Origin of the sequence: Lentzea pudingi (genome assembly GCF_014646255.1) — a bacterium.
Taxonomy (GTDB): domain Bacteria; phylum Actinomycetota; class Actinomycetes; order Mycobacteriales; family Pseudonocardiaceae; genus Lentzea; species Lentzea pudingi.
In genome coordinates, this window is sequence record NZ_BMNC01000012.1 from 112,602 (window position 1) to 131,125 (window position 18,524).

The following is an 18,524-nucleotide window of genomic DNA, read 5'->3' on the forward strand; positions in this document are numbered from 1 at the left end:
GGAAGAAGCTATTTCGGCGGTTCGTGCGCGGACATCAACTCCGCGACGCGTTGCGCGTCAGCCTGAGGTATGACAACCGCGGCTATTCCAGCAGACCCCGGTCGTACGCGATCGCCACGGCCTCCGCACGCCGGGAGGCCCCCAGCTTCGCCATGATCCGGGAGAGGTGCACGGACACGGTCTTCTCGCTGATGTAGAGCTCCTCGCCGACCTCGCGGTTCGTCCGTCCCGAGGCCACCAGGCCGAGCACGTCCCGTTCGCGCGGGGTGAAGAGGTCGACCTGCTCGCGCACCGGTTCGTCGGCTCTGAGGGTGATGCGGGCCCGCTTGGCGCACGACGCGACGGCCTCGGCCAGCGGCACGGCCTTGAGCCTCGTCGCCACCTCGTCGGCCTGCCTGAGCTGCTCGGCGGCCTCGTCCCGGCGGTCCGCGCCCAGCAACGCCTCCGCGAGCCGCCACCGGCACAGGGCCTGCTCGAACACGACGCCGTACGCGAACTCGTCGACGGCGGCCTGCCACAGCCCCCGGTCTCCCGCGCCGGTCAGCCTGGACTCCTCGGCGAGCCCGCGGGCGAGCCACGCGCGCCCCTCCGGACCGAGGACACCGGCGCGCGGCTTGCCGTTCCGCGCGGTCAGCCGGACGTGTTCGGCCAGCTCATGACCGGCCTTGACGGCGCTGGCCTCGGCCTCGGCGTCCCGCTTGCGGCGGGCCTTCGCGGCGATCTCCGCGTGCGCCGCGATGCCGATCGCGCCGATCCGGATGCCCGCGAGCATCCATGGGCCGCCGAGCTTGCGCGCCCACGCCAGCGCGTCCGTGACCCGCTCCACGGCCAGTTCCGGACGGCCGCGCCACAACGCCAGCTCGGCGCCGGTGCCGCCGTTGATCAGGGCGATCTGGATGTCGCGGTGCCAGTCGCTGCGCAGCTTCGTGATCATCCGCTCGGACTCGGCCAGGTCACCGCGCGAGACCGTGAGGTGCGTGCTCGCCGACGCGAGCCGGGCCAGGACCGTCGACGACACCGACATGCCGGGCGGTTCGCTCGCCCACGCCGCGTAGTCCCAGTCGCCGATGTAGTAGTGCACGAGCACCTGCAGGATGCGGATCTCCAGCCCGTACATGCTCCACGTCAGGCCGGTCTCCTTGGCCCTGTCGCCCGCCAGGGTGTAGACGCGCGCCGCCTCGGCCAGATCGCCGCGGTCGTAGTGCATCATCCCGTAGTAGTACCAAGCCCTCAGCTCGTTGTTGAACGCTCCGACCTCGCGCGCGTGCTGGATCGCGCGCTCGAAGCTGGCCTTCGCGTCCTCCGGCCGGTTCGCGTGGTCGTCGAGGATCGCCATGGTTCCCAGACCGTCCGCGATCGCGCCCGGCGCGTTCGCCGTCTGGCCGTCCGCGATCGCCAGCTCCGCCGCCTCACGCGCTTCGGCGTCCTTGCGTTGCTGGCGCAGGGAGGAGGCCTTGCCCGCGAACACCCTGGCGCGCGTCGGGCTGGGTTCGCGATCCCGCACGAGCTGGAGGGCCTTCGCCAGGACCAGGTAGTGCTCCTCCTCGTTGCCGTCGAGGATCGACAACGCCTGCGAGAGCCGCAGCCAGATCTCCGCGGCCTCCTCCGGCGTCTGGTCGGCACTGATGGCCTTGGTGGCACTGCGGGCGAACGCGACCGCGCGTTCCGGCTGCCCGGCCGTGCCCGCGACCCAGGACGCGCGCCGCAGCAGCACCGACTCGTCCACATCGGACGGACGGTCCTCCTTCGGCACCGCGTTCCACAGGTTGAGCGCCTTCTCCAGGTACCGCAACGACTCCGCAGGCGCACCCGCGCGTTCGGCCTCCTTGGACGCGTTGATCGAGGCGTTCAGCGCGAGCGGCAGGTCGTGGCTCTCGAAGGCGTGGTGGGCCAGCGCCGCCGAGGCACCGCGTTCGTCCAGGTGCTGCGCCAGGTGGTGGGCGTAGGCGGCGTGTAGCCGGACGCGTTCGCCCGGCAGCAGGTCGCCGTAGACGGCCTCGCGGACGAGAGCGTGGCGGAAGGCGTAGACCTCGTCGTCGTGCACGACGAGCAGGTGGTGCTGGACCAGTTCGCGCAACGCCGTGTCGAACGCGATGTCCGTCATGCCCGAGACCTCGTGCAGCCGGTAGTGCCGGACCCGGCGGCCGCGGACCGACGCGACGCGGACGACGTGCTGCGCCTCGGGACTCAGGCTCTCGACGCGGCTCAGCAGCACGTCGGCGAGCGCGGACGGCAGCGACCTGGCGTCGTCACAGGTGGCCACCGCGATGAGTTCCTCGGCGAAGAAGGCGTTGCCCTCCGAGCGTTCCGCGACCTGCTGGAGGACGTCCTGCGGCAGGTCGTCGGACAGCGCCTCGACGAACCGGCGGGCGTCGGCGGCGTTGAACGGCGTGAGGTCCAGGCGGTCGACGGCGGGCAGCCGGACCAGCTCGGACAGCAAGGGGCGCAACGGATGGCTGCGGTGCAGGTCGTCGGCGCGGTAGGTGGCGACGACCAGCAGCCGCTGGGAACGCAGGCGGGACAACAGGAACGACAGCAGGTACCGGGTGGACGCGTCCGCCCAGTGCAGGTCCTCGACCACGAACAGCACGCGCTGCCGTTCGGAGAGGTCGCCCAGCAGCCCGAGCACGGCGTCGAACAGCTGGAGCTGGCCGACGTCCTGCTCGGGCCGGCGCCCCGGGATCAGGCTCGGCGCGACCATGCCCTCGGTGCCGGGCTCGCGTTCGGCGGGCAACGCCAGCTGCGGCAGCAACATCCCGAGCGCGGGCCGGTTCAGCACGTCGGTCTTGAGCTTGCCCAGCGCCTCGGCGAAGGGCAGGTACGGCAGGCCGGTCTCGCCGGCGTCGAGACACCGTCCCATGAGGACGAGGGTGTCACCGGCGCTGGCGGCCAGCTCGTCGATCAGCCGGGTCTTGCCCACCCCGGCGTCGCCCGCGAGGAGCACCGCCCCCGCGACGCCCTCTCCTGCCTGGGTCAATGCGGCACGCAACCGGTCCAGTTCCCGATCGCGCGCGACCAACGGGATTCCGGAACCAAGGCGCGCCACAAGTGGCATGCTGTCACACGTCATGAGCTGGTGCTGCTGTGTTTTCCCGACGTGCGGTGCATCACCCGGCTGATCCACGACGGCATGTCGCGGTTGGCCCGGCGCCAGTTGCACACCGCGTTGCCACGCCGGTAGTCGATTTCCGCCTTGATCGCCTCAGGGGTCCATTCGTTCATGGTGAGGAGATTGCCGCTGAGGGGCGGGGTAAGGCATCGGGCGATCACGCAGTCCCGCGCGCCGAAACCCTTACCCGGCGCCTGCGGGCGGACTCCTCACCCGACCGTCACCGCACGGGCCCGAGCCAGCCGGGCCCGCACCCCGTCCGCTTCCGGCGCCCCCAGCTCCGTGAACAACGCCAGCGCCCGCTGCCAGTGCGCCGCCGCCCCCGCCGCGTTGAGCTTCTCGAACACCGCCGCGAGCCGGTCGTGCGCCAACGCCTGGTGGTACGGCGAGACGGCATCACACGCCACGGCCAACGCCGTGCGCGCCGCCGACAGCGCACCGTCCGTGTCGCCGGTCTCCAGCAACGCCGTGGAGATGTCCGTGTGGCAGGCCGCTTCGCCGCACTGCTCGCCGACCTCGTGGTACATCCGCAACGCCACCCGCAGCCACGGCATCGCGTCGTCGAAGCGCTGGGTGCTCAGGTACAGCAGGCCGAGGTGGTGGTGGGCGTTGGCCTCGGCCCACTTCGACCCCGCGATCCGGGAGATCTCCATCGCCTCGCGGTAGTGCTCCTCGGCCTCGGCGGCGCGGCCCAGGTCCTGCAACGTGCCGGCGACTGTCGTGAGGGCGCGGGCCTGCTGGTGCACGTCCTCCTTGCGGCGGGCCGTTTCCAGCGCGCCCTGCTGGGCCTGCAGGGCTTCCTCGAAGCGTTCGAACTGGAGCAGCGCGACGCCCAGGTTGAACTGCATGACGAACCGGGCGTCGTCGTCGTTCAGGGCGATGGCGGCCTGCAGGGCGGCCTCGGTGAGGCGCAACGACGTCTCGCGCTCGGTCCGCAGCCACAGGTAGCGCGACAGGGTGTACGGCAGCTGCCACGCGTGGACGTGCCAGCCCGAACCCGAGGCGAGCTCGGCGGCGGCGATCAGGTTGGCGCGTTCGGCGTCGAACCACGCCGTCGCCTCCGCGGGACCGGAGATCGCGGGCACGTGGGCGGGCCGGTGTTCCGGTGCCACGAGGACGCTGCCGCGGTTGATCGGCAGCAGGCCGTCGGCGAGGTCCGCGCAGTGCAGGTAGTAGTCGAGCATCCGGCCGGTGGCGGCCCGGCGCTCCGGTTCGGACAGCTCCCCCGCCAGCGTCTTGGTGTAGACGCGGACGATGTCGTGCGCGAAGTGCCGGCCGGGTTCGCTGACGGACAGCAGGTTCGCGGCCGTCAGCGCGTCCAGCGCGCGTTGGGCCTCCAGCAACGCCACGTCGCCCATCGCCGCGACGACGTGCGGGGTCAGGTCCGCGCCGGGATGCAGGCCGACGATCGCGAGCAACCGCGACGGCTCCGCGGGCAACGCCCGGCGCGAGGCGTCCAATGCGGCTCGTACGGTGCCCTCGCCGTCCTCCAGGCCGAGGGCGGCCAACCGGCCCTGCTCGTCCTGGAGCTCCTCGACCAGTTCGGCCACGCGCAGACGAGGGGACACGGCGAGACGGGCGGCGGCGATCCGCAACGCCAAAGGCAGCCCATCGCACAGCAGGGCCAGTTCGCGCAGGGCACCGGCCTCGATGTCCGACCGTCCGGCGATGCGGCCCAGCACGTCGACGGCGGCCTCCGGGTCGAGCATGTCCAGCTCGATCAGCTTGGCCTCGACCTGCGCGACGAGCCCGACGAGCCGGCGCCGGGACGTCACGACGACGCACGAGGGCGCGCCCGGCAGCAGCGGTAAGAGGTCGGCGGAGCTGCGGACGTTGTCGAGCATCACGAGCATCCGGCGGTCGGCCAGCAGCGTGCGCAGCAGGGCGGAGCGTTCGTCCACCGAGACGGGCGTGTCACTGGCCGGGACGCCGAGCGCGCGCAGGAACCGGTTGAGCACCTCGCCGATCTCCAGCGGCTCGCGGTTCGGGTCGTACCCGTGCACGTCGACGTAGAGCTGGCCGTCGGGGAACTCCTCGCGCACCCGGTGCGCCCAGTGCAGCGCCAGCGCGGTCTTGCCCACCCCCGCCGGACCGGTCACGAGCACCACCGGGCCGTCGTGGCCGCGCAGCAACGCGTCCATGTACCCCAGCTCGGCGTCCCGGCCGATCAACGCGACGGGCGCGCGCGGCAGCTGCGCGGGGATCGTCACCGGCGCGGGTTCGGGCGTGGCCTGCTGGTGCGGCACGCGGACCGGCGCGCGTTCCGGTTCGGGACTGTCCCCCGCGAGGACGGCCTGGTGCACGCGGCGCAGTTCGGGACCCGGCTCGACGCCGAGTTCCTCGATCAGCACCGCGCGGGCCTCGCGGTACGCGGCGAGCGCCTCGGCCTGCCGGCCCGCCTGGACCAGCGCGCGCATGAGCAGCCCGTGGCCGCGTTCGCGCAACGGGTGCTCGGCGACCATCGAACCCAGGTGCGAGAGCAGTTCCGGGCCCTGCCCGATCGCGAGCCCGAGCTCGGCGCGTTCCTCCAGCACCGCGAGCCGCCGTTCGACGAGCCGGCCGCGTTCGACGTCGAAGAAGAGACCGGACACACCGCCCAGCGGCTCGGCGCGGGACAACGCCAGCGCGTCGTCCAGCTCGACCGCGGCTCCGGCCAGGTCACCGGCAGCGCGCATGCGGTTAGCGAGCAGCACCTGACGTTCGAAGACGTCGAGGTCCAGGGCCCCGGACTCGACGCGCATCAGGTACCCGTCGCCGACCGAGGTGAGCAGCTCGGCGGGAGCCCTCCGCGCGCGGGTCGGTTCGAGCGCCCGGCGCAGGCCGGCGACGTAGGTCTGCACCAGGTTGACGGCACTCGAGGGCACGTTGTCGCCCCACACGGCCTCGATGATCTGCCCGCGGCTGACCGGCGTGTTGCGCGCCAGCAGCAGGACCGCGAGCACGGCGCGTTGCTTCGCCGCACCGAGATCGACCTCTTGACCTGCGCGAACGACTCGGAGAAGGCCGAGAACCTCGAACCGAAGGGGTTCCTCGCCGTGCGTCACCGATCTGTCCTTCGCCTGTGGGCCACCTGGAGCTTGAAGATCACTTCAGTCGGGCTCCAGTCGTGCTGTAGAAGGCATTCTTACGCTTAGCGTGTCCAACCAACCACAGACCGCGAGATCAACGGAAACCCGGGATCACGCAGTCGGAACAGGTTGGACCGGACAGCGGAACACCCGCTGCTCCCCATGATCGACGTGGGTCGGCCGGCGTGCAAGGGGCATCCAGCCCGCGGCGGCGGAACGCCGGCCGGCCCACGTCCCCTTGCGCGAGAAGGCCCGGCTGGACGAATCCAGCCGGGCCTTCTGCTGTCTGTCGATCAGCTGACAAAAGAACCGGTCTTCGCGGCGGTGAGGAAGGTGTCCCACCCCGCCCCGCCGAACGCCAGCCGCGCTCCGTCCGCGTTCTTGCTGTCACGGACCGCGGCTCCTGATGGGACGAGCGCGATCTCCACGCAGTCGGGCCCACCAGCCGAGGATCGGCTGCTCTTGCGCCAACGCAAGCTTTCCACTGTCTGTTCACTCCCGATCGCGGTCACGCGAGAGTGCGAGCGATCTCAGTGATCAGGGATACCGATTCCCGCTGGGTGAGAGCGGAACTCACCAGCCGCTCGAACATCTCGGCGTAGGAACTGACGTCCGACTGTTGTTCCAGGTAGACGCCGCTTCTGGTGCTTTCGATGTACACCACGTCGGGGTCGAGCTGCTCCGGAAAGCTCAGGATGACGAACGGGCCGTCCATCGCAGCATGACCACCGGCGCTGAACGGCACGACCTGCATCGTGACGTTCGGCAACGCACCGACTTCGAGGAGACGCGCCATCTGCACGCGCATCACCCCGGCGCCGCCGACGAGCCTGCGAAGGGCGGCTTCGTCGATCACGACGTGCAGGCGCAACGGGTCGTCCTCGCTCAGCAAGGCCTGCCGGGCCTTGCGCAACCGGACGCGGCGGTCGATCTCCGGCGTGCTCGCGTCGGGCAGCACCTGTGAGATCAACGCCCTCGTGTACGCCTCGCACTGCAGCAGGCCCGGGATCATCAGCCCCTGGTAGGTCCTGATCGAGTCCGCGTCGGCCTCGTACCCCACGTAACGACCGGGCACGATGTCGCCGAACTCGTCCCACCACGCCTTGCGGCGGGCTTCCCGCGCCAGCTGGACCAGTTCCTCGAGGGTGGCGACGTCCGCGTCGTAAGCGGTGAGCATGTCCCGCACGTCGCGCGGGCTCACCCCCACACGCCCCGTCTCGATGCGGCTGATCTTGGAAGCCGAGCACTCGAGGCGCTCGCCCACCTCCTCGATCGTCAGCCCGGCCACCTCACGCAGCCTCCGGAGCTCACTCACGAGCCGGCGCTTGCGCAGGGTCGGGCTGCTGCCCCTGGACATCCCACACCTCCTGGTCCTTCTCAGTTTGAGAGCAAAGGAGCGCGTCGCAAAGAGACGTCATCCATTCGTGTACTGCAACTTGCAGATCGCAGGTTCGGCGCGCCAGTCTGCTGGGGCTGCTTACGCAAGGACTGGAGCTCTGAGCCTGATGGCCGTCACGGTGTTCAGCCAACTGGACAAGTCGCTGCACTCCCACCTGGCCACGCTCACCGACCTCGCCGAACGCGGCGACGACCAGACCGCTCTCGTACTCGCCAGGGTTGAGTTGCCGAGGGTGGTCGCGGTGGTGAAGGCGTTGCTCGACGAGCACCAGCCCGACGAGCACGGCCGGTGCGCGACCTGCAAGCGCGGCTGGTTCTCGAGGCGGATGCCCGCACCGTGCCGTGCTTACCTGTCCGCGCAGCTGATCCTGACCGTCGTCGGCCAGGAGACTTCACACGGCAAGCACCTGCGCTCGGTAGGCTGAATTTCGGAACCCGATAGTTCTTCGGTTCCTTCGTGACCTGGGCCGGCTCCGCACCCCCCGACCGGAGCCGGCCCTTCTACGTCATCACCTCGCGTGACGGCCTCCGCGAAGATCAACACGGTTGGTTGAAAGATCTGTCACAGCGCCGATTCCGGCCTCATGATTGAGGGCGACGCGGCCTGATCCCGACCCCCTCGATGCCTGTGCCGACACGGAGGTGTTCCCGTGCCGACCCCGCATGACCGCGCCGACGAGCTCGCAGCCGTCCGGCCGCGCCGTCTGCTGCCCTTAGAGCGCCAGTGGCGTGCCTCGGAACGTTGGCTGGGTGATTCACGCTCAGCAGGGCACCTCGCGGCGCCGCCCCCACGCCCCCGTACAACCAGTACGAGGGCCTGGGGGCGACACCACGATGCACCCGTCTGACCGCGAATCCGCCCGGCAACGTTCCGAGCCACGCCACGGGTAAAGCGCCCTCTCCAGCTCGCTCCCTTCCCCGCCGTGCCCTGCCCTGTGCATCCGTCGCACAGGGCCATAGCGCTGTCCAGCAAAGGGAAAACACGTGAACCACCAACCCAGGACCACCACCGGCGAGCACACCCCGCACGGTCCTCCGCTGGTCTTGAAGCACGACCTGCCCGCGAGCTTCGTGCTGTTCCTCATCTCGATCCCGATGTCGCTCGGCATCGCGCACGCCACGGGCGCGCCGCTGATGGCGGGCATCATCTCCGCGATCATCGGCGGCGTGGTCGTCGGCGCGATCAGCGGAGCACCCTTGCAGATCAGCGGGCCCGGTACCGGGCTCGTCGTCATCGTCGCCGGTCTGGTGGCGCAGTTCGGCTGGGCGGCCACGGCGGCGATCACGGTGGCCGCGGGCGTGGTGCAGCTCGCGCTGGGGCTCACCGGCATCAGCCGCCTGGTGATGTCGCTGTCCCCCGCCGTCGTGCACGGCATGCTCGCCGGCATCGGCTTCTCGATCGCCGTCGGGCAGCTCGTCGTGCTGCTGGGCGGCACGGCGTCGTCGACCGTGCCCGCGAACCTCGTGCAGCTGCCCGGCACCCTGGTCGACGCCTCGCCGGGCTCGGTGCTCGCCGGTGCGGTGGCGATCGCGGTTCTCCTGCTCTGGCCCCGGGTTCCGCGTGTCTCGCTGATCCCCGCGCCACTGGTCGCGGTGGCCGCGGCGACCGCGCTGGCGTTCGTGCTGCGCCTCGACGTCGCGCACGTCGACCTGCCGGACAGCCACGCGCTGACGTTCCCCGAGATGCCGCAGGGCAGCGTCGGCACCGTCCTCACGGCTGTCGTCACCGTCGCGCTGGTGGCGAGCATGGAGTCGTTGCTGTCGGCCGTCGCCACGGACCGGCTGCACGACGGGCCGCGCGCCCGGCTGGACAAGGAGCTGATCGCGCAGGGCACCGGCAACGTGCTCACCGGCGCGCTCGGCGGGTTCCCGATCAGCGGTGGGCTCGCGCGCAGCTCCACCAACGTCGCGGCGGGCGCGAAGACCCGGTACGCCGCGATCTTCCAGGGCGTGTGGATCGCGGTGGCGGTGCTGGCGTTCGCGCCCGCCCTGGAGCTGATCCCGCTGGCCGCGCTGGCTGGCGTGCTGTTCGTCGTCGGGCTCAAACTCGTGTCTGTTGAGCGAATGCGGAACCTGTTGCGGCACGGGGAGTTCATGGTCTACGCCGCGACCGCTCTCGGCGTTGTCCTCTTCGGACTGCTGGAGGGCGTGGTCGTGGGCCTGGCGATCGCGTTGCTGCGCGCGTTGTACCGGTTGACGCACTGTTCGGTGCGTGTCGAGGGCAACCGGGTGTGCGTGCGGGGATCGCTGGTGTTCCTGGGGGTAGGTCGGCTCGTGCGCGAGCTGCGCAGGATGCCCGCGGGCGAGACCGTCGTGCTGGAGCTGCACGTCGACTACCTGGACCACGCGTCCTACGAGGCGATCGACGACTGGCGCGAGGGCTACGAACGGCTCGGTGGCCGGGTGCGGGTCGACGAGGTGCACGACACCTGGTACGACCGGGCGAACCAGGGCAAACCGGGACGGCGCAAGACGTTGCCCGGCCCGTTGCCGCGCTGGTTCGCGCCGTGGTCGCACTGGCAGGGCACGCCGGACGCCGTGACGTTGCCGGCTCAACGCGCCTCGGTCGAGGGCGACCCGATGCTGCGCGGCATGCACGAGTTCGAAAGCCGTTCCGCGCCGTTGGTGCGGCCGTTCCTGCACGAGCTCGCGGTGCACGGGCAGCGGCCCCAGCAGTTGTTCATCACCTGCGCGGACTCCCGCGTGGTGCCGAACCTGATCACCACGTCCGGGCCGGGCGACCTGTTCTGCGTGCGCAACATCGGCAACCTGGTGCCGATGTCGTCCACCGGCGACAGGTCGGTCGGGGCGGCGATCGAGTACGCGGTGGAGATCCTCGGCGTCAGCACGATCGTCGTGTGCGGACACTCCGACTGCGGCGCGATGAAGGCACTGGTGAAGGGGTCCGCGGCACGCGGGTCGCACCTGCACTCGTGGCTGCGCAACGCCGAACCGTCGCTGATCCGGTTCCACGCGCCGACCGCACCCGGTTGCGCGGACCTGCCGGTCGCCGACCGGCTCGCCGTCGCGAACGTCGCGCAGCAGCTCGACAACCTGCTCGGGTACCCGAGCGTGCGGGAGGCGATCGCCGCAGGCACGCTGACGTTGAAGGGCTTGTACTTCGACATCTCGAACGCCCGCGTGTACCTGGTCGACCCGGACCGCAACGGGCTGGAGCCCGTGCCGTCACCGGCGTAGAAAAACGAGGAGCCGCCCCGGGAACTCCCGGGGCGGCTCCACTTGCGACTGTCCCTAGCAGGTGCCGATCCAGGAGCACTCCACGTCGAAGCGCTCCTTCGCGGGAACCTCGGTGCGGTCCTGCGCCGGGGCCTTGCGCTGCTGCGGCACCGACTGGACCTGCGGCGACACCGAGCCGCCTTCCGAGGCCAGGCGCACGGCGATCCTGTCCTCGACGTTCTTCGGGCTGTTGAACAGCAGGACGTTGTTCTGCACCACCGAGAACACGAGATCCCTGCCGGCGGCCGTCCGCACGTAGCCGGACAGGCCGGAGACGCCGGAGAGCGACCCGGTCTTGGCCTTCACGTTGCCCGCCGCCGGGGTGTTCTTCATGCGGTTGACCAGCGTGCCGTCGACACCGGCGACCGGCAGCGACGCCTGCCACGCGGAGAACCACGGCTTCGTCTTCGCCTTGATCAGCACCGACGTGAGGTCGTCCGGCGAGAACTGGCCGAGCCGCGACATGCCGGAGCCGTCGAAGACCTCGACCGCGTTCGGGTCGACGCCCAGACCGGCCCACTTGGTGCTGAGCTGGTTGACGCCGTTGGTGAACGAGCCACCCGCGGTCTTGACCAGCACCTCGGCCAGCATGTTGTTGCTGTCCTTGAGCAACGGCACGATCAGCTCGCTGAGCTTCTGCGACGTGTCGGTCGCGAGGACGGCGGCACCGGCCGGGGCCTTCTGCCGCTTCACCCCGCCGGTGACGGTGATCCCGCTGGCCTGCAAGGCCTTCTGGAACACCGACGTGACGAGGCCGGCCGGGTCCTTGACCGTCGAGAGCCTGGTGGTCTCGACGGACGTGGACCCGCTGACGACGATGCGGTTCGTGCCGTGCTCGCGTTCCACGGTGATGCCGGCGTTGCCGGTCGTCGCCGAGGACACGATCTGCACGTGGTCGTTCGCCGGTTCGGTCGTGACGACAGCCGGGGCACCCGCCGCGGCGCCCGGCTTGACGCGCACGACGACCGTGCCCGCGCTGAACTTCGCGTCCGGCGAGAGCGTGAGGGCCGACGTCTCCGCGCTGTAGGAGTACGGCTCGTCGTCCCACGCCCAACCCGAGCCGTACGGCTGCGAGTCGAACTTGGTGTCGTCGACGACCAACGCGCCGTTGACCGTCGTGACACCGCTGGCCTTCAACGTGTCCGCGAGCTGCTGGTAGCGCAACCGCGACATCGTCGGGTCGCCGCCGCCACGCAACACCAGGTCGCCGTCGAGCGCCGTCCCGGTCTTCGTCCCGGCCGAGGCGAGCTCGGTCTTCCAGCGGAAGTCCGGGCCCAGCAGGTCCAGCGCCGTCGCCGTGGTGAGCAGCTTCAGGTTCGACGCCACCTGGGAACGCCTGCTGCTCTGCCTGGTGTAGATCACCTCGCCGGAGCCGGCGTCCCGCACGACCACGCCGACGTCCGCGCCCTTGAGCGCGTTGTCGGCGAGGATCGTGTCGAGATCAGCCGTGAGGGCCTCGTTCCCGACCGCCACGGCGCCGCCGCTGGACGTCAGGGAAACCCCTGCCGCCACAGCGACGACCGCCCCCAGAATCCGAAATTTCACGCTTCCACCTCTGATCGATCACCCGACCACAACGTGTGGAAGCTACCGGGCCTGTCCGTGCGCCTGTACGTGTGCGCACCGAAGAAGTCGCGCTGTCCCTGGACGAGCGCGGCCGGCAGACGCTCCGAGCGGAGTCCGTCGTAGTAGGCCAGAGCGGACACGAAGCCAGGAGTCGGCACCCCGGACTCGACCGCGCGGACCACGACCCTGCGCCAAGCGGCCTCGGCGTTCCGCACCGCGTCGCGGAAGTAGTCGTCCACCAGCAGAGACGCGATGTCGGCGTTCTTGTCGTAGGCCTCGCGGATGCGGTTGAGGAACTGCGCGCGGATGATGCAGCCGCCGCGCCAGATCGTCGCCATCGCGCCGAGGTCGATGTTCCAGTCGAACGTCTTCGACGCCTCACGCATCATGTCGAAGCCCTGCGCGTACGCGACGACCTTCGACGCGTAGAGCGCCTGGCGCACGTCGTCGACCAGTTCGGCGTCCGGCTTCGCGACGACCTCGCTGGCACCGAACGCGGCGCGCACGGCCTTGCGCTGGTCGGTGTGGCCGCTCAGGCTGCGGGCGAACACGGCCTCGGCGATGCCGGTGACCGGCACACCCAGTTCGAGCGCCTCCTGCACGGTCCAGCGGCCGGTGCCCTTCTGCTCGGCCGCGTCCTCGATGACCTGCACGAGCGGGGTGCCGTCGGCGTCGACGTGCTTGAGCACCTCGGCGGTGATCTCGACCAGGTACGACTCCAGGTCGCCCGAGTTCCACTGCGTGAAGACCTCGGAGATCTCCGCCGGCGACTGGCCCCCGATCCTGCTGAGGAGGTCGTACGCCTCGGCGATCAGCTGCATGTCGGCGTACTCGATGCCGTTGTGGACCATCTTCACGAAGTGCCCGGCGCCGTCCGGCCCGACGTGCACGCAGCACGGCTGACCGTCCACCTTGGCCGCGATCTCCTCGAAGACGGGCCCGACGTGCTGGTAGGACTCCGCGGGCCCGCCCGGCATGATGCTGGGGCCGTTGAGCGCGCCCTCCTCACCACCGGAGATGCCGGCACCGACGAAGAGCAGCCCCTTCTCCTTCAGCGCGGCCTCACGGCGGCGCGTGTCGTTGAAGTGGGCGTTGCCGCCGTCGATGACCATGTCGCCCGGCTCGAGGATCCCGCTCAGCTCGTCGATGACGGCGTCGGTCGGGCCACCCGCCTTGACCATGATGATGATCTGGCGCGGCGTCTGCAGGCTGTCCACCAGGTCCTGCAGCGTCTCGGCGCCGACGAAGTCACCCTCGTGGCCGTGCTCGTCGAGCAGGGCCTTCATCTTCGCGGGCGTCCGGTTGTGCACGGCGACCTTGAACCCGTGACGCGCGAGGTTGCGCGCGAGGTTGCTGCCCATGGTGGCAAGACCGGTGACCGCGATACGTGCTTTGCCTTCCGTCATGCGCCATAGCCTGCCGTGTTCTCCACGTTTGCGCGAGACGTCACAGGGTGTTCTCAGACTCCGTTTTGCCAGGTGAACCGCGTCACGTGCCGGTACGTATTGCTAGGCGTAAGTTGGCTTCATGACGGAATTCACGAGCGTGGGACGCTCGGCGACCGACCGTGCCCCGAGGTACGGATCGCAGCTGGTGAAGCACTTCACGGCCAAGGACCTCGAAGGGTCCTGGGAGGACACCCGCGGCTTCGTCCGCTTCTCCGCGGGCCTGGCGGAGTTCGAGGCCGCCGACGACGCGTTGATCATGCGCGTGGTGTGCACGTCGGAGGAGGACGTGGCTCGGTTGCGCGACGTCGTGGAACGGCACCTCGTCCGCTTCGGAACGCGCGACGAACTGTCCGTCACGTGGGACTCAGGTAGCGAGAACTGACGCCGCCAGCCCGATGAGAGCGGTCCCACAGACCCGCTCGAACACCGCGCGGGTCTTGGGCCTGCTCAGCAGCCGGCCCAGCTGACGCGCGGACGGCACCACGATGACCCAGAACACCGCGAACACGCCGACCGTGACGGCACTCAACATCGCCGCCTGGGGCAGCGGCGCGGCGTTCGGGTCCATCGCCTGCGGGATGAGGCTCAGGAACGTGAGCATCACCTTGGGGTTCAACAGGTCGCACAACATGCCGCGCAGGAACACGTTCTTCTGCTGCGGCTGCTCCTCGACGGGCTTGCTCGCCGACCTCAACGTCATGAAGCCGACGTAGGCGAGGTAGACCGCACCGATCGCCTTGACGACGAACAACGCCGCCGGCGCCGCCGCCACGAGCGCGGACAACCCGAGCGTCGCGAGCGTCGCGTGGATCAGCAGCCCGGTGAGCACGCCGAGCGCCGCCTCGACGCCCTTGCGGAGGCTGCGGACCGCGTTCCCCATGACCAGTACGAAGTCGGGACCGGGCACGACCGTGATCACCACGAGTGCCAGCAGGAACGACGTCCACGCGATGTGCATGGCGCAGATCATCTGCGCTTCGTTCGTGTGCGTTCCAGCAGGTCAGTACGATGTTCGGTTATGCGCGAACAAGCCGAACTGGATTCGGTCGACTGGCACATCCTGGAGGAGTTGCAGAACGACGCCACCCTGCCGAACCGGGCTTTGGCGGAGATCGTCGGGCTGGCGCCCTCGTCGTGCTTGCAGCGGGTGCGGCGGCTGCGCGACCTGGGCGTGATCACGGGGTGCCACGCCGTCGTCGATCCGGCTACTACCGGGCTGCCGCTGGAAGCCGTGATCTCGGTGAACGTGCGGCCGCACACCCGATCCGTCGTGGCGTCGTTCCGCGCGTTCGTGATGGCGCAGCCGGAGACCCGGTCGATCTTCCACGTGTCCGGGCAGGCGGACTTCCTGATCCACATCGCCGTCGCGGATTCCACGCACCTGCAGGCGTTCCTGATGGACAAGATCGCGTCGCGGACGGAGGTGCGGAACCTGACGTCGTCGGTGGTGCTGGAGCGGGTGGAGACGCGTGCGTTGACGCCGCCGGCGAACCTGCGGCCGACCCATCGGCGGCGGAAGGTCTGAGCGTCACTCCCAGCGTGACCGGCCGAACCACCACATCCCGTTCGGTGGCTATCGGCGACGGACCAGCGCATCGAGGTCGAACACGAGCGGTGCGGGTCGAGTCAGCCGGACCTCACCCACAACGTCCTCCACGAGCTTGTAGACGCCGTCCACGAGTTCGAACGCGGTCAAGCTGATCGGAGTACCGAGCTCGACGAGCCAGTAGTGCGCGATCCCGGCTTTGGCGTACAGGGTGGGCTTGGTGACGCGGTCGACGCGCTCGGAACCAGGGGACACGATCTCCACTGCGAGAACCACGTCCTCGACGTCGAACCGTTTGGGGTAGCGGTCCGCCGCTTCTGCCGTCACCACGGTGATGTCGGGCTTGCGCACGGTTGGCCGGTTCGAGCGGTCGATCGTCACGTCGACGTCGCCATAAGCGACCAGACTCGGCGGCAACTGCTCGTCGAGCCAGTAGGCCAACCTGTTCTGTGCCATCTGGTGCGAAGGTATGGCTGCGGCCACCACGTGCAGGACTCCATCCACGAGCTCGAGGTTCTTGTCCTCTGGCATCGCGTCCCACTCGTCGAGGCTGATCAGGTGATCCGGCCACGCTTCAGCGGTCATGTGATCACCTTTCTCCGGCCTCATTGGAGTCTCTTCCGCCACCAGCTCCCACCAGCCTCCCGATTGGAGATCCTCCATGCCATCACTCACAAGCGTGGATCGAACTCATTCACCGTCGTCGGAGGACTTGATCACCCGGATCAGCCCCTCCTGCACCACCGTCGCCACCAGCTGCCCGTCCCGCGTGAAGAACCGCCCGGTCGCCAGCCCACGGTTCCCGGAGGCGGACGGCGAAGTCGTGTCGTACAGCAACCACTCGTCGGCCCGGAACGGCCGGTGGAACCACATCGCGTGGTCGAGCGAAGCGCCGAGAACCTTGTCCAGTCCCCAATAAACGCCGTGCCGCGCCAGAACGCCGTCCAGCAGCGTCATGTCCGACGCGTAGGTCATCACGCAGAGCTGCAGCATCGGGTCGTCCGGCAGCTTGCCGTCGGCCTTCATCCACACCTGGGACGCGGCCGCGCCGGGACCGTCCTCACGCGACTCCCACGGCGGCTCCGTCACGTAGCGGACGTCGATGGGGCGCGGGAACTTCAGGTTCACCAGCGGGTAGCTCTGGGCCGACTCGGTCCACGTCGGCAGCGACTCCGGGTCGGGCACCTCGGGCATCTCCGAGGAGTGCTCGACGCCCTGCTCCTCCAGTTGGAAGGACGCGGACAGCGAGAAGATCGCTTTGCCGTGCTGCACGGCGACGACGCGGCGGGTGGTGAATGAGCGGCCGTCGCGGATGCGGTCCACCTCGTAGACGATCGGCACGCGCGGGTCGCCGGGGCGGATGAAGTACGAGTGCAGCGAGTGCACCCGCCGTTCCGCCGGGACCGTGCGGCCGGCGGCGACGAGGGCCTGGCCGGCCACCTGCCCGCCGAAGACGCGCACGGGTGACTCCGCAGGCGACACGCCACGGAAGATGTTCTCCTCGATGCGTTCCAGGTCGAGCAACGCGACCAGGTCGTCCACTGCGGATTGTCCACTCAGGCCCGACGGGCTCGAAGCGGCGGCACGGGCGGCCTCAGTCACGGCAGAACACTCCTCGAAGTCACAGCAAGGCACCGGCCCTGCTCCCCCAGTATGCGGGAGCAGGGCCGGCATCACGACTGCCCTGACTGAGAGTCAGCGCACTTACGCGTGGTCGTCCTCGCCCAGGCGGTGCACCCGGATGAGGTTGGTCGAGCCGATGGTGCCGGGAGGCGAGCCGGCGACGACGACCATGAGGTCACCGGCGGAGTAGCGGCCGATCTCGATCATGGCCACGTCGACCTGGCGGACCATCTCGTCGGTGGACTCCACCTTCGGGACCAGGAACGTCTCGGTGCCCCACGTCAGCGACAGCTGCGAGCGGACCGAGGGCTCCGGCGTGAACGCGAGCAGCGGCAGGTGCGTGTGCAGCCTCGCCAAACGACGGACCGTGTCACCGGACTGCGTGAACGCGACCAGGGCCTTGGCGTTGAGGCGCTCGCCGATGTCGCGGGCCGCGTACGAGATCACGCCGCGCTTGGTGCGCGGGACGTGCGTCAGCGGCGGCACGACGACCGACTCGGTCTCGACGGCCTCGATGATGCGGCCCATGGTCTGCACGGACTCGATGGCGTAGCGGCCGACCGAGGTCTCGCCGGACAGCATCAGGGCGTCCGCGCCGTCGAGCACCGCGTTCGCGACGTCGGACGTCTCGGCGCGGGTCGGGCGGGAGTTGGTGATCATCGAGTCGAGCATCTGGGTCGCGACGATGACCGGCTTCGCGTTCTCGCGGGCGATCTGGATCGCCCGCTTCTGCACCAGCGGCACGTGCTCCAGCGGCAGCTCGACGCCCAGGTCGCCGCGGGCGACCATGACGCCGTCGAAGGCGAGGACGATGGCCTCGAGGTTGTCGACGGCCTCCGGCTTCTCGATCTTCGCGATCACCGGCAGCCGCTTGCCGCCCGAGCGGTCCATGATCTGGTGGACCAGGTCGATGTCCGCGGGCGAGCGCACGAACGACAGGGCGATGAAGTCCACGCCCAGCGAGAGCGCGAACTCGAGGTCCTCGATGTCCTTCTCCGACAGCGCCGGCACGGAGACGTCCATGCCGGGCAGCGAGAGGCCCTTGTTGTTGCTGACGGGTCCGCCCTCGGTGACCTCGCACACGACGTCGGAACCTTCGACGTCGACGACCACGAGGCCGACCTTGCCGTCGTCCACGAGCAGGCGGTCGCCGACCTTGGCGTCCTTCGCGAGCTCCTTGTACGTCGTCGACACGCGGTCGTGCGTGCCCTCGACGTCCTCGACGGTGATGCGGACGACGTCGCCGTTGTTCCAGTCCACCGGACCCGCGGCGAAACGGCCGAGGCGGATCTTGGGGCCCTGGAGGTCGGCGAGGATGCCCACGGCGCGGCCGGACTCGTCGGCTGCCGCGCGGACCATGTCGTAAACCTGCTTGTGGTCGGCATGGCTGCCGTGGCTGAAGTTCATCCTGGCCACGTCCATACCGGCCGCTACCAGGTCACGGACCTTCTCCGGCGTGCCAGTGGCGGGACCGAGGGTACAGACGATCTTTGCGCGTCGACTCACGTGTAGAGAGAGTAGACCCGTTC

At 69.7% G+C, this 18,524-nt stretch carries 15 protein-coding genes; 4 read left to right on the forward strand and 11 right to left on the reverse strand.

Features of this window, described 5'->3' with window-relative positions:
* Positions 1–82 precede the first annotated feature (82 nt).
* The 5 genes from IEY88_RS32015 to IEY88_RS32035 form a co-directional block, all read right to left on the reverse strand.
* Positions 83–3,055, reverse strand: coding sequence for a helix-turn-helix transcriptional regulator (locus tag IEY88_RS32015; protein ID WP_189158626.1), 2,973 nt, complete (start codon positions 3,053–3,055; stop codon positions 83–85).
* Positions 3,056–3,066: 11 nt separating this feature from the next.
* On the reverse strand, positions 3,067–3,222 hold the full coding sequence (locus IEY88_RS32020; RefSeq protein ID WP_189158627.1) for a hypothetical protein: 156 nt from the start codon (positions 3,220–3,222) through the stop codon (positions 3,067–3,069).
* 96 nt (positions 3,223–3,318) lie between these two features.
* Positions 3,319–6,153 (reverse strand): AfsR/SARP family transcriptional regulator, encoded by a 2,835-nt coding sequence (locus tag IEY88_RS32025; protein WP_189158628.1) that lies wholly within the window; start codon positions 6,151–6,153, stop codon positions 3,319–3,321.
* Positions 6,154–6,470: 317 nt separating this feature from the next.
* Positions 6,471–6,605: a DUF397 domain-containing protein gene (locus IEY88_RS32030; RefSeq protein ID WP_373294227.1), complete on the reverse strand. Its 135-nt coding sequence runs from the start codon at positions 6,603–6,605 to the stop codon at positions 6,471–6,473.
* A gap of 80 nt (positions 6,606–6,685) precedes the next feature.
* Complete coding sequence (locus IEY88_RS32035; RefSeq protein WP_189158630.1) at positions 6,686–7,534, reverse strand: helix-turn-helix domain-containing protein; 849 nt, start codon at positions 7,532–7,534, stop codon at positions 6,686–6,688.
* 148 nt (positions 7,535–7,682) lie between these two features.
* Here IEY88_RS32035 and IEY88_RS32040 point away from each other — a divergent pair, with 148 nt between their 5' ends.
* Together IEY88_RS32040 and IEY88_RS32045 are read left to right on the forward strand one after the other, a co-directional pair.
* Positions 7,683–8,000, forward strand: a complete 318-nt coding sequence (locus IEY88_RS32040) for a hypothetical protein (protein WP_089917134.1) — start codon at positions 7,683–7,685, stop codon at positions 7,998–8,000.
* 559 nt (positions 8,001–8,559) lie between these two features.
* Positions 8,560–10,773: a SulP family inorganic anion transporter gene (locus IEY88_RS32045; protein WP_189158631.1), complete on the forward strand. Its 2,214-nt coding sequence runs from the start codon at positions 8,560–8,562 to the stop codon at positions 10,771–10,773.
* Between the two features lie 54 nt (positions 10,774–10,827).
* Here the strand turns inward: IEY88_RS32045 and dacB are convergent, their stop codons facing one another.
* Together dacB and gnd are read right to left on the reverse strand one after the other, a co-directional pair.
* Positions 10,828–12,357 carry a D-alanyl-D-alanine carboxypeptidase/D-alanyl-D-alanine endopeptidase gene (dacB, locus tag IEY88_RS32050; protein WP_189158632.1) on the reverse strand — a complete coding sequence of 510 codons (1,530 nt, stop codon included), beginning with the start codon at positions 12,355–12,357 and terminating at the stop codon, positions 10,828–10,830.
* Positions 12,354–13,784, reverse strand: a complete 1,431-nt coding sequence (gnd, locus tag IEY88_RS32055; protein ID WP_189158633.1) for an NADP-dependent phosphogluconate dehydrogenase — start codon at positions 13,782–13,784, stop codon at positions 12,354–12,356. Before gnd ends, dacB begins: the two co-directional genes overlap by 4 nt.
* Before the next feature lie 121 nt (positions 13,785–13,905).
* Here gnd and IEY88_RS32060 point away from each other — a divergent pair, with 121 nt between their 5' ends.
* A complete protein-coding gene (locus IEY88_RS32060; RefSeq protein WP_189158634.1) occupies positions 13,906–14,208 on the forward strand; it encodes a DUF2218 domain-containing protein in 303 nt (100 codons plus the stop codon).
* On the opposite strand, the gene IEY88_RS32065 is transcribed toward IEY88_RS32060, so the two are convergent.
* Positions 14,191–14,784, reverse strand: coding sequence for a LysE family translocator (locus tag IEY88_RS32065; RefSeq protein ID WP_189158635.1), 594 nt, complete (start codon positions 14,782–14,784; stop codon positions 14,191–14,193). The genes IEY88_RS32060 and IEY88_RS32065 overlap by 18 nt on opposite strands.
* Positions 14,785–14,844: 60 nt before the next feature.
* On the opposite strand from IEY88_RS32065, the gene IEY88_RS32070 reads away from it, so the two are divergent.
* On the forward strand, positions 14,845–15,351 hold the full coding sequence (locus IEY88_RS32070) for an Lrp/AsnC family transcriptional regulator (RefSeq protein WP_189158636.1): 507 nt from the start codon (positions 14,845–14,847) through the stop codon (positions 15,349–15,351).
* Positions 15,352–15,399: 48 nt separating this feature from the next.
* Here the strand turns inward: IEY88_RS32070 and IEY88_RS32075 are convergent, their stop codons facing one another.
* From IEY88_RS32075 to pyk, 3 genes are all read right to left on the reverse strand, one after another.
* Entirely contained in the window at positions 15,400–15,957 is a 558-nt protein-coding gene (locus IEY88_RS32075) for a Uma2 family endonuclease (protein ID WP_189158637.1), read from the reverse strand.
* A gap of 105 nt (positions 15,958–16,062) precedes the next feature.
* Complete coding sequence (tesB, locus tag IEY88_RS32080) at positions 16,063–16,974, reverse strand: acyl-CoA thioesterase II (protein ID WP_189158638.1); 912 nt, start codon at positions 16,972–16,974, stop codon at positions 16,063–16,065.
* Between the two features lie 102 nt (positions 16,975–17,076).
* Entirely contained in the window at positions 17,077–18,501 is a 1,425-nt protein-coding gene (gene pyk / locus IEY88_RS32085) for a pyruvate kinase (RefSeq protein ID WP_189158639.1), read from the reverse strand.
* Positions 18,502–18,524 lie beyond the last annotated feature (23 nt).